Source organism: Brachyspira alvinipulli ATCC 51933 (genome assembly GCF_000518245.1).
Lineage (GTDB): Bacteria > Spirochaetota > Brachyspiria > Brachyspirales > Brachyspiraceae > Brachyspira > Brachyspira alvinipulli.
This window is the reverse complement of sequence record NZ_KI912404.1, coordinates 222,465-234,887: the sequence shown is the minus strand read 5'-3', so window position 1 is coordinate 234,887 and position 12,423 is coordinate 222,465. Positions and strand designations below refer to the sequence as shown.

13 protein-coding genes are annotated in these 12,423 nt (G+C 25.9%); 4 read left to right on the top strand and 9 right to left on the bottom strand.

The window, feature by feature from the left end; translation table 11 throughout:
• Positions 1-43: 43 nt before the first annotated feature.
• From T324_RS0111280 to T324_RS0111270, 3 genes are read right to left on the bottom strand one after another with little or no spacing between them, the layout of a single operon-like run.
• Entirely contained in the window at positions 44-292 is a 249-nt protein-coding gene (locus T324_RS0111280; protein WP_028330353.1) for a PepSY-like domain-containing protein, read from the bottom strand.
• A gap of 23 nt (positions 293-315) precedes the next feature.
• A complete protein-coding gene (locus tag T324_RS0111275; protein WP_028330352.1) occupies positions 316-567 on the bottom strand; it encodes a PepSY-like domain-containing protein in 252 nt (83 codons plus the stop codon).
• 50 nt (positions 568-617) lie between these two features.
• Entirely contained in the window at positions 618-1,166 is a 549-nt protein-coding gene (locus tag T324_RS0111270; protein WP_211232591.1) for a PepSY-like domain-containing protein, read from the bottom strand.
• A gap of 305 nt (positions 1,167-1,471) precedes the next feature.
• On the opposite strand from T324_RS0111270, the gene thiL reads away from it, so the two are divergent.
• Positions 1,472-2,431, top strand: a complete 960-nt coding sequence (gene thiL / locus T324_RS0111265; RefSeq protein ID WP_028330350.1) for a thiamine-phosphate kinase — start codon at positions 1,472-1,474, stop codon at positions 2,429-2,431.
• A 103-nt stretch (positions 2,432-2,534) separates the two neighbouring features.
• Positions 2,535-3,698 (top strand): acetyl-CoA C-acetyltransferase, encoded by a 1,164-nt coding sequence (locus T324_RS0111260; RefSeq protein ID WP_028330349.1) that lies wholly within the window; start codon positions 2,535-2,537, stop codon positions 3,696-3,698.
• A 73-nt stretch (positions 3,699-3,771) separates the two neighbouring features.
• On the opposite strand, the gene T324_RS17255 is transcribed toward T324_RS0111260, so the two are convergent.
• From T324_RS17255 to T324_RS0111245, 3 genes are all read right to left on the bottom strand, one after another.
• Positions 3,772-4,593 (bottom strand): glycosyltransferase family 2 protein, encoded by an 822-nt coding sequence (locus T324_RS17255; RefSeq protein WP_051436842.1) that lies wholly within the window; start codon positions 4,591-4,593, stop codon positions 3,772-3,774.
• Between the two features lie 115 nt (positions 4,594-4,708).
• Positions 4,709-6,550, bottom strand: a complete 1,842-nt coding sequence (locus T324_RS0111250; RefSeq protein ID WP_028330348.1) for a hypothetical protein — start codon at positions 6,548-6,550, stop codon at positions 4,709-4,711.
• Positions 6,551-6,778: 228 nt separating this feature from the next.
• Positions 6,779-8,068: an MATE family efflux transporter gene (locus T324_RS0111245; RefSeq protein WP_028330347.1), complete on the bottom strand. Its 1,290-nt coding sequence runs from the start codon at positions 8,066-8,068 to the stop codon at positions 6,779-6,781.
• Between the two features lie 202 nt (positions 8,069-8,270).
• Between T324_RS0111245 and trmD the strand changes: the two genes are divergently transcribed.
• Together trmD and T324_RS0111235 are read left to right on the top strand one after the other, a co-directional pair.
• The gene (gene trmD, locus T324_RS0111240) at positions 8,271-9,011 is read left to right on the top strand and encodes a tRNA (guanosine(37)-N1)-methyltransferase TrmD (protein ID WP_028330346.1); all 741 of its coding nucleotides are present in this window, start codon (positions 8,271-8,273) and stop codon (positions 9,009-9,011) included.
• A gap of 4 nt (positions 9,012-9,015) precedes the next feature.
• Positions 9,016-9,507, top strand: a complete 492-nt coding sequence (locus tag T324_RS0111235; protein WP_028330345.1) for a GNAT family N-acetyltransferase — start codon at positions 9,016-9,018, stop codon at positions 9,505-9,507.
• Between the two features lie 56 nt (positions 9,508-9,563).
• On the opposite strand, the gene flgN is transcribed toward T324_RS0111235, so the two are convergent.
• From flgN to T324_RS0111220, 3 genes are all read right to left on the bottom strand, one after another.
• Positions 9,564-10,073: a flagellar export chaperone FlgN gene (flgN, locus tag T324_RS0111230; protein WP_028330344.1), complete on the bottom strand. Its 510-nt coding sequence runs from the start codon at positions 10,071-10,073 to the stop codon at positions 9,564-9,566.
• A gap of 126 nt (positions 10,074-10,199) precedes the next feature.
• Positions 10,200-10,874, bottom strand: a complete 675-nt coding sequence (locus T324_RS17770; RefSeq protein WP_051436841.1) for a PH domain-containing protein — start codon at positions 10,872-10,874, stop codon at positions 10,200-10,202.
• A gap of 37 nt (positions 10,875-10,911) precedes the next feature.
• Positions 10,912-12,204, bottom strand: coding sequence for a hypothetical protein (locus T324_RS0111220; RefSeq protein WP_028330343.1), 1,293 nt, complete (start codon positions 12,202-12,204; stop codon positions 10,912-10,914).
• Between the last annotated feature and the right edge of the window lie 219 nt (positions 12,205-12,423).

The following is a 12,423-nucleotide window of genomic DNA, read 5'->3' as shown; positions in this document are numbered from 1 at the left end:
TCATTAATAACTTTACCTTATAAAAATAAATATATGAATAAAATTAATCAAAATCTTGACCTAATAAGTTACCAGCTTTATCAATGTACAATTCCATCATATTGCTCATTTTTACTTTATAAACATTATAATGTTCCATTTCTACTGCCCAAATCTGTGCTTGAGGATATGTTCTCCTAGCAGTAGATAAAACTGCCTGAGGAACCTGCTCTAAAGGTATATACCAATCAGCAAATAAAGCTGAAGAACCTATAACTGTTAAAGCTACTAATAAACAAAGTATTCTCTTCATAAAAAACTCCTTTTCAAATTATATTAATCGTCCCATTCTTGGCCTAATAAGTTACCAGCTTTATCAATGTACAATTCCATCATATTGCTCATTTTTACTTTATAAACATTATAATGTTCCATTTCTACTGCCCAAACTTGTGCCTGCGGATAAGTTTGTCTAGCTCTTGCTAAAACTGCCTGAGGAACTTGATTCAAAGGTACATACCAATCAGCAAATAAAGCTGAAGAACCTATAACTGTCAAAGCTACTAATAAACAAAGTATTTTTTTCATGATAAAATCCTCCTAATCTTTTTATTTTAATTACTTTATTTTTATTTTAATCAGTCATCCCACTGCTGACCTAATAATTGTCCATTGCTGTCTATATATAATTCCATCATATTATTTAATTTTACTTGGAATGTAGTAAATTGTTTTTCTATCTTTACTATAGCTGCATTAGGATAAGTTTTTTTAACTGTATTCATAACATTAGCAGGAAGTATACCATTTGGCATATTTCCATAGCATTTAACCTCTTTCCAATCACCATTAGGGAAGAAATCTACTTGAGTACCATTAGCTAAATAAACCTCTATATCCTCCCAATCTCTTTCTATAAAAGTTACTTCAATACCTGAAAAATGCTGTTTGATAAAGTTTTGTGCATTCTGAGGTATAGATGATAATTGCACACCATAACCGTATTGAGGATTAGCTCCTTGTTGTGGCTGTGCATAAGGGTTCTGTGCTGGTGGCTGTTGAGCATAAGAATCTTGATATCCACCTCCTTGCTGCTGATCATAATATCCATTATATTGGGCAAATAATGCACCTGAACATATAGCTAAAACAAAAACTATTGATAAACATCTTTTTATAGTTGTCATAAATAATCTCCTTATTAATTTTGTAAAAATAGCATATATAGAAGTAAATTATCTTTACATTTATATTATAGTACATTATACAATATATGTCAAATTTATTTACTCTTTTTTTACTCAAAATTTACAGATTTTTCGTATTTTTTTACAATTTTTCTGTAATTTGAATAATATTTTTAATTAAAGATATATTTTAACAAGATTCTGTAATTCTAATAAACAATAGAATGCCTAAATAACTATTTTTAATGATTTAAAAGATATATTATATATGTTATAATTATTAGAAATTATATGGAATTAATAAAATGCATGAATTCAAACTTATAAAAAAAATAAAAGAATTAACAAAAAATAATAATACAAGTAATAATTTAAATATAGGTGATGATTGTGCTGTAATAAAAAACATAAGCAATGATAAAGACATTCTTGTAACTACTGATATATTAGCAGAAAATATACATTTCTCTTTAAAATACTATTCCTTTTATGATATTGGATATAAATCTGCCCAAGCAAATATAAGCGATATTATATGTAAAGGAGCTTATCCAACAAATATATTTATTTCATTATCTATCCCTAAAAAAATAAATGATGAAAATATATTAGAATGGTATAAAGGATTTTTAGATGCATGTAATCCTTATAATATAGAAATATCCGGAGGAGATACTACAAGTTCAAATGATTCTTTTTTTATGTCCATAACTTTAATAGGTACAATAGAAAAGAATAAATCCATATTAAGAAGCAATGCTGAAGAAGGAGATAATGTTTATGTGCTTGGATTTGTAGGAGAAAGCGATATAGGACTAAAAAAACTTTTATCTGGAAATTATGATTATAATGATGAAAGTATTAAAACTCATTTAAAACCTAAACTTTTCTATGATAAATGGCAGGAAATTATAAATAAATATAAAATAAACTCTTCTATAGATATAAGCGACGGGCTTTTACAGGATGCTTCTCATATTGCTGAGGAATCAAACAAATCTATAGAAATATACGAATCTTCTAATTGGAATTTAGTTAATAGATTTTTTAATACAGACTGTCAAAATTATAAAGAAATATTAAAATCAATTCTTACGGGAGGTGAAGATTATGCTATTATTTTCAGCTCTAAAGATGAAATACAGGAAGAAAAGAATTTAATAAAAATAGGAAAAGTTAAAGAATTTTCAAACAGCTTCGTTAAATTTATAGATATAAACAATAAAGAAATTAACTTTGACTCATTAGGCTTTGTACATCATTAACTTTTTACTCTTAATATACTTGTAAAATTATTTTTTAATTACTATACTATAGTATGATATATTTAATTAGAAAATAATTTTATATTATTTAAGGAGAAAAGCTATGAAAGAAGTAGTTATAGCTAGTGCAGTTAGAACACCTGTAGGTAAATTTTTAGGTTCTTTTTCTAATATATCAGCTGTAGAATTAGGTACAATAGCAGTAAAAGAGGCGTTAAAGAGAGCAAATATAAAACCAGATCAAATCGATGAAACTTATTTCGGATGTGTTATACAATCAGCACTTCTTCCAAACGTTGCAAGGCAGGTTTCTATTAATGCAGGAATACCTGTAGATAAACCGGCATTAACTATAAATATCTTATGCGGTTCAGGACTTAGGGCGGTATCAATGGCAGCGCAAATAATTAGAGCAGGAGATGCTGATATAGTGGTTGCCGGTGGTACAGAAAATATGAGTATGGCTCCATATACCGCTTCTGCCATGAGAATGGGAGAAACTAAAATGCAGGATACTTTACTTAATGATGCTCTTATTTGTGCTTTTGAGCATTATCATATGGGAGTTACTGCTGAAAATATTGCTGAACAATGGAGAATAACAAGACAGGAGCAAGATGAGTTTGCATGCCGAAGTCAGAACAGAGCTGAAGCTGCAGTTAAAAGCGGAAGATTCAAAGATGAAATAGTACCTGTTACAATCAAAACTAAAAAAGGAGAAATAGTTATTGATACAGATGAGCACCCTACATTCGGCACTACTATGGAAACTTTGGCCAAATTAAAGCCGGCATTCAAGAAAGATGGTACTGTTACCGCAGGTAATGCTTCTGGTATAAATGATGCCGCTTCTGCTGTGATATTAATGTCTAAAGAAAAAGCTGATAAACTTGGAGTTAAACCTATGGCTAAAGTTTTAGGTTATGCTACTTGCGGTGTTGAACCTAGAATAATGGGGATAGGACCTATAGAAGCAAGCAGAAAGGCTTTGAAAATGGTTAATCTTACAGTTGAAGATATGGACTTAATAGAAAGTAATGAGGCTTTTGCTGCTCAGTCTATTGCTGTTGCGCGTGAATTAAAATTCGATATGGAAAAAGTTAATGTTAATGGAGGAGCTATTGCTATAGGACACCCTATAGGAGCTTCCGGAGCTAGAATACTTACTACACTGCTATATGAGATGAAAAAACGCGGTTCTAAAAAAGGTCTTGCTACACTTTGTATAGGCGGCGGTATGGGTACTGCTTTAGTTGTTGAGATGTAATTTATCTTTTATTAATGAAATGGGTAAAATTAATTATAAATTTTATCCATTTCATTTTTTTATTTACAAACTATTAGTTCATATTTGAATTTTTAGTCTTACTAAAAGCTAAGTTAAATATTTCTTTTAATAATTTTAAATTAGATGAAAATCCTTTTATTTTAGAAGGAACCTCATTCTTTGGATAAAATCTATTTGTAGGAACCTGACAAACTTTATAACCTAACTTTTTCACATGCACTAAAGGATAATAACAATATTCATAAGTATTAAATTCTTCTCTAAACCAATCCATTCTTTTATCTAGTATGTATTTTCTTGAAAACCCTTTATATCCATTGCATACATCATCATAATGAAAACCTGAAGTAAAACTAATTAATGGAGATGCTATAAATCTTATACCTATATTTCTTAAAAAAGGTGTATTTTCTTCTTTACCTCCTAATGTAAATCTAGTAGCCTGAACAACATCATATCCTTCACATAACTTTTCTAAAAATAACGGCAAACTTTCATGTACATTATCTTTATCATTACCATCAACCATAACAACACCATCATATTCTTCTTTCATAGCTTCATAAAAACCTTGTTTTAATTGAACACCCTGTCCAATTTTATCACTTATATTTATTATTAATCCTTTACATCCGTAACCTTTTATAAAATCAGGGTTTGAAGAATTATCTTTGCTTCCGCCGTCACATATATAAACATCACAAATATTAAATATATTGCTACCTTTCATTTTATTCATTTGAGATATAAATCTTTCTCCCTCATTTATAACAGGCATCAATAAAGCATATTTATTTTTCTTATTAAAAAAATTAAAAATATTATATTCGGGTACATTTTTGTTTAATATTTTCAAATATTCTTTATCAAACATTTAATACCTCTAATTTTTTGACCTTACTATATCATATATAAATGTAGTGAAGCTTATTAGAGATATAATACTTATTGGAACTACAGGATGTATATATCTATATATAACTGATGGGCTAAACAAAATTAATTATTAATGCTGTAGCAATTGCAGAGAAAGATGTAGAAAATGAAAATAATAATATAATATTGATAATTTTATTTTTAAAAATAATAAAATATAGAGATAATAAAAATATTATTGCTGACAGTACTATAAAAAATAATATATTAATATCTGGTAAATATTCATATAAAAAAGAGTATATACTATTTTTTATTGGAGTAAATGAAACATAATTATCATGCTTAAATAAATTATAAATATCTTTACTAAAATCCACCTCCATATTATTAATTTGAATGTCTTTTACATTAATTTTCCAAGTATTAATTGTATATAATTTAATAGCAAAATTAGATATATGTTTTATATAACTAAATGGATATTTTAATATATATTTTAACCATACTGATTTTAAATGCGGTAATTCCTTTCCTCTAATAAATGGAGCTTCTTTTGCCCAAGGTGCTCCAAGTACATCACCGTTACAAGGATCCAAATAGTATAATTTTTTAACATTATCAAAAGTTTTACCATCAGCATACCATTCTTTTGGTATCATACTATCATCATTAGATAAAACAGCACATGCAGAAATCTGCAATAAAAATAAATGATTTGTTGCATATTTTCCATAATTAGAAGTTTTAAATATTGCTGGAAATGATAAATATATTATTATAAGAGTTATAGCAAATATTATCATTAGTCTAATAAATGATAAAAGATAATTTTTTAAATCAAAATTAATATCTTTGAGAATAAGATATGAAAACATAATAAATATAGGATAAATTGTAACTATGGAATTATGTCTCCATAACATACCGACTATTAAAAAAATAATAGATAATATATTAATATATTTATTTTGTAATGGTATAATAATTGAAAAAAATATTAAACTACATAAACACCATATCCATAAACTTGATGTAACATCTTTTATATGATTTATATTCAGAAAAAATAAATTGGCAAGAAATCCTGTAAATAATAAAAGTACAAACAATTTGTTTTTATATTTTAAATATAAAGATATAGTTATTAAATATATCCCTATGTACCATAAAGATAAATTCAAAAATAGTATATAATAAGTATTGTATCCAAATAATTTATATAAAATATTTAAAAATAAACTAATAATTAAAGGATGCCAATTATCAAGATACAAAGTTATAGCTTCAGACATACTTGATAAAGAATCAGGATATTGAAAATATCCTGGGAATGACAACCAATATTGAAAAATAAATAGCAGAATACATATAAAAAAAGAAATAAGTAAAAAAAGTGTATCTTTTTTATTTATATGTATATTATAGTTATATTTTATATTTTCTTTAGATTTAAGTTTATATAAATGTAATATATATCTAATAAATATTATAAATAAAAATAATACTATTAGTATGTTAATAATTCTTTGTTTTAGTTTTAGTATATAATCAATATTATCTATTTTTTCAAAATCTATTTTTTCAATACTAACTAAATCACCAAACGGACTTCCATTTTCATTCATTATAATTTCTTTAATGAACGGATTATCTTTCAAAACTTTATTAGTATCTACATAAACACCATAAATATCACTATTCCTAAATACTTTATTATAATACTGCAATCTAAATCCATAGCTATAATTAGTAATATATTCATTTGTAAATATAAAATTTATTAAAGCTTCTTTATCTAGTTTTCCATCTACTTTATAATTTTCTTTTACATCTATTAATCCATTTAATTCTAAAGTACGATTTATATGATATTCATCAAATTTAAATTCTCCTAAATATCCTACTCTTGTTTTTTTCCTAAAATAGATATTATAAATAATGCTGCAATACAAATAATTAGAAAGGTAATATATATTTTAAAAAACAAATTCTTATTTTTCATATACTACCCCAAAAATACAAAGATCGTATTTATGTTTATAAATTTTTTTCTGCGATTAGTATAGAATAGATTATGAAAGTAAATTATGCTTGTTGCTTGATTTTAAATATACTCATAATACCATTATTATATCATAATAAGAAAAATAGTCAATCAATAAACTAATATAAAGATTTTCCTACTTTTTATTTCTTATAAAAAATATAAATGAAAAAATACTGGTTAAAATTTCCGCTGTAGGAAAAGAAAGCCATACTCCTGTCATATTAAAAATTGAAGATAAAATGAATATAGAAGGCATTATAATTACAAAACCTCTAAGCATTGATATTATAAATGAAGGTTTTGCCTTATCCATTGCACTGAAATACACGCATGTAATTATATTATATCCTACAAATATAAAAGCTGTAAAATATAAATAAAGCCCTTTAACTGCTATTTTTTGAAGTTCCATATCATTATCTTTATTAAATGCACTAGTTATCTCATTAGCAAATACAGTTGTTATTATATAAACTATAATTGCAATAAATGAAGATAAAATCAAAGCATACTTATATATTTTATTTATATTTTTAATGTTTCCAAAATTGCTGCTTATTATAGGCTGTATTCCCTGACCTGTTCCTGTAAATATAGCTATAATAACCAATGCAATATTAGCTATTATGCCGTAAGCTGCCACACCAATATTACCTGCAATATTAAGTATTACAATATTAAAAGCTATCATAACAAAACCCGAAGAAACTTCTGTTATTAAAAATGAAATACCTAATGAAACGGTTTCAAAAAATTTTTTAAAATTTATACTAGGCTTTACAATGCAAAAAGTATTTTCTTTTTTTATGAATAAAACTGATAAAACCAGCATACTTACAATAGGAGAAAAACCTGTAGCCAAAGCAGCTCCGAATATTCCCATATTTAAAGGAAAGATAAAAACATAATCAAATACTATATTAAACAAACTTCCCATAATCATGCCAAGCATTGCAAGTTTAGGATGATTATCATTTCTAATGAAACCAAGAAGCAAATTATTAAGCATAAACATAGGGGAAAAGAATAATACAACTTTTAAATATATATCAGTCATTGTATGGACATTGTCTCTTGCCCCAAGCATATAAGCTATTTTTCCTGTAAAAAAAGCAGCTGTTATAATGAAGAAAGCGGCAAATATAACAATATAAATTAAAGCATTTGAAAATATTACATTTGCCTCATGGTTTTTATTTTGAGTTTTTAATATAGCATATTTAGTAGCAGATCCCATACCAATCATAAGACCGATACCATTTATAAAATTATAAATAGGTATAGCAATATTTAAAGCAGCAAGTCCTTCAGAACCAGTACCTCTGGCAACAAAAAAAGTATCTGCAAGTATATAGCATGATAAACCTATCATTCCAAGTATGTTTAAAGATACATATTTAACAAATAAATTTAATATATTCATAAAAAATACCCCATAATAAAAAAACGTTTGCGTTCATACTTTCTAAGGCCTACGGTATGAATACAAACGTTTTAAAAAAATTTATCCGGCGACAAATTTTATCATTTCTATAAATTATTTAATAACATTATTATATAACAACAAATAATATAAGTCAATTTTTTTACTTGCCTAATTAATATTAATTAAGTATAATACATAAATGACAATAGATATTCTAACACTTTTCCCAAAATTTTATGAAAGTCCTATATCTGTAGGACTTATAGGCAGTGCTGTTAACGAAAATAAAATCAATTTAAACATTGTTAATATGAGAGATTACGGAGAAGGAAATTACAAAAGATGCGATGATTACCCTTACGGCGGCGGACCTGGAATGATAATGACTTATAATATTTTTAAAAAGTATTTTGACAATCATAATAAAGGCTATACCCTCTTTTTCTCACCATCTGGAAAAACTCTTACTCAAGAAAAAATAAAAGAATTATCAAATAAAGAACATATAACAATGATATTAGGACATTATGAAGGAATAGACTATAGAGTTGAGCATAAATATTCTGATGAAGCTGTAAGCATAGGAGATTATGTATTAAGCGGAGGAGAAATACCTGCTTTGCTAATTGTAGATGCCATTTCAAGATATAAAGGAATTTTAAATAATAATGAATCTGTACCTAGCGATACATTTGAAGAAAATTCTATGGGGTTATTAGAATACGAACAGTATACAAGACCAGTAGAAATAGATAATATGAAAGTGCCTGAAGTTTTAATATCCGGAAATCATAAAAATATTAATGAATACAGGAGAGAAAGAAGTTTAATAAAAACATTCGCAAACAGAGCTGATTTATTTTCAAAAATAGATTTAACTAAAAAAGATTTAAAAACTATATTCGATTATCTAAAAAACAGAAATGCAGCAGGAGTATAAATATATGCAAATAAGAAAAACAAAATATGAAGATATTGAAAAATTATTGGAAATATTCGATTATGCAAGAAAATTTATGGCAGCAAATAATAATCCAAATCAATGGACTAACGGATACCCTTCTGAATTAGATATAAAAGCAGATATAGATAAAGGACATAGTTATGTTTGCTTGGATGATGATAGCAATATAATATGCACTTTTTGTTTTTATATTGGAATAGATAATAATTATAATGAAATATATGACGGTGCTTGGCTTAACAATGATGAATATGCTGTTGTACATAGAATAGCATCATTACACGGCAGAAAAGGAGCTGCGTCTTTTTGTATGAATTATTGTTTCAATATTCATAATAATATAAGAATAGATACTCATAAAGATAATATACCTATGCAGAAATTTTTAGAAAAAGAAGGATTTATAAAATGCGGTAGAATTATACTGCATAGAAACAACGAAGATAGAATAGCTTTTCAAAAGGTTAAATAAAAATAAACACATAACATAAAATGCTATGTGTTTTATTAAGATATAAATATTCTATATTAAACTTGCTTATTTACTAATACTGATAATTTTCTATTAACAACATGTTCTTTACCTTTGTTGTTATAACCTACTTTTTTGCTTTCATGTAAAACTTCTTTCATGTTTGCAAATAAATCTAAAGCTTCATCAAAAAGTTTCGGAGCTAATTTATTTAAATGTTTTAAACGTGCCATTAATGTTACTAATTCAAGACGTAATGCTGATATTTTGGCAGTTTTATTTAAAGGTATTCTTCTAATAATGTCTGACAATGTTGCTGTCTCTGAAAGATGCGGAAATTTATTTAATACTATTAAATCTATAACACTTTCTCTCAATTTTCTAAGTTCATTAGCTTCAGTCATTTTCTCATTTTGATGATCACAATATAAATGTATATCCTGAAGTCTAGTATTGATTATGGAATTTACTTTTTTCTCTTCATCTTCTAATATAATTTTATAAACTTCTATTTCTTTAGAGAGAAGTATCTCTATTTTTGTAAGCTCTTCATATAAGTTAAACATAAAATACCACCTTTAAGTTAATAGTTACTTAACATTTAACAGTAACTACAATAAATTTTTCGGTATTTATTATGATTACTTTACATAATTTTTTTAAATATAAACTAAATAATTTTAAAATTATCTTCAGCACTCAAATATGTTGTCAGCTACAAATGAAATAATACTATTGTAACGATTATCAATATCATTATAATTACATTTGATATAATGATCATTTTTTATTGTGGAAATAATAATGTTACTTTCATCTTTTTTGATTTCTACAATACTACTGCAATTTACATAAATATTATTTATTAATATGTATTTGCTTTTTGTATTTTCATTTATAGTAGTTCCAGCACCTTTTATCATGCTAGCTAAATGTTCATTTTCTTTTTCTTTAACTTTTTGTTTATATTTTTCTATTTCTTTTGTAGCCATTTGCTGAAATATTACTACACTATCTTTTCCTATATCTTTTATTATTTCTGAATGTGCTCCGTGTACTATAGTAAGTTCTCCAAGTAAAAGTCCAGTATATGATTGAACACTATTAACCATATCCAATGGTATATCAAATTGCCTTCTTGAAATAAACATACCTTTATCTAAAAATATTATTCTTTTTGTAGTAAGTACTATAATCATAGTATTGTTATTAGATTTATGAAATCCTGATGTGAAGTATAAAATATCTTCATCTTCATGTATAACGTTAGGTAATTCATTCAATTCTTTTTTTGTAAATGATGTATCTGTTTTAGGCTTTATTTCTTCAATTTGTTTTTTTATTCTATCTTCATTTGGATTAGACATAATTTTACTCTCTAAATTATATTTAATATAAATAAAATTAATTTTCTATATCTATTGATTTTATAGCTTCCAAGCATGTATCTCTATTTTCTTTGCCTGTATATGTAAACCAAGCAAGCAATGCTAATTTTTTTGTAACAGCAGCAAGAGTTATCATATAATCATCTTGTTCAAGACTTTTTTCATATACTACACTTTCTATTTTATTGCTTTCTATCTTAACATCTATAGGATCACCCTTATATTCGCCTGCAATATCTATCTGTTTTAATACATACTCCATTATAACATCAAGCTCTTCATTAGCAAAAGAATAAACCTGCATAGCTATATATATATTGATATCTTTGAACTCTATCAAAGTTTTATCATTTTTAAATACATTCATACGCATAGGAAGTTTTATTGTAAAACCTGCAGCTATCGAATATCTTGCATGCTCGAGTCTGAATCCAATTCCTATATTAGGCTGATGAGGATTCTTCTTTGATTCTATAAATTTAACCATATTTTCATCATCTAAATAATTGGCTATATTTATAAGTATGTCCCAAGGATATTTTAAACTGCTGTCTTTTTTATATGCCTCTTGAAAAGAATACATAATCTTCTTATACATAGTCTTTTCGCTGTCATCTATAATCTCTCTAAATGGAAAGTAAAGCCAAATCATACTGATAAAACTTTTAAACCAAAAATTGGCATTCATCTCTTCAGTATTCCAAATAAAGAAATCTTCAGCTAATCTTAATCTGTCTTCTTCATTTGCCGCTATCAAATCTGTAAACCAGCTCTTGCCCCAGTATCCTAAGGATGAAAGTGCAAAATACTCTTTTTCTATCATAGGATAATTATAAGGCATTGATATCATAAAATTATTAAAGCCGTTATCATGATGAGTTATAAGCATTTCAGCATAGCTTGCCAAAGAATTTATAAAAAATTTTTGAAGAGAATTAAAATCTCTATCTCTAAAATATCCGCTTGGATCTTTATGAGCATCATCTTCTTTAAACTCAATATCCAATCTTCTAGCTATTCTATCCAAAACACCAACTATAAATTTATGATATCCGGCACCAAATGTTCCAGTACTTATAGTTATAAAAATAGTGTCATTTTTAAATTCAAAATATATAGGATCTGATGACGGATGAAAAGAATATGTTAATGTATTACCATCTTCTATTATAGAAAATTCTGACAGCATTACTAAAGGGTTTATATTAACTTCATTTAAAGAAGATACTATTGCTCTAAACAATCTCTCCTGTGTAGGAATAACCCTTCTATTATCAAATTTAGCCGAAAGTAAAAATTCTATATTCATATAAATTTATTCTATTTTTTTAGTATTTTACTAAAATATAATAACATTTTTTATTATTTTAGCAACATTTATTTTATGATAATTAAATTTAATTATGCCAATTTATACTATAAAAATATATTATTTTATATAATGTTATATATAAAGAGTTAATAATAAATTGCTTAATATAATTTTAGTTTTATCGAAAATATAAATTCCAAATGTTTCTGCACCATT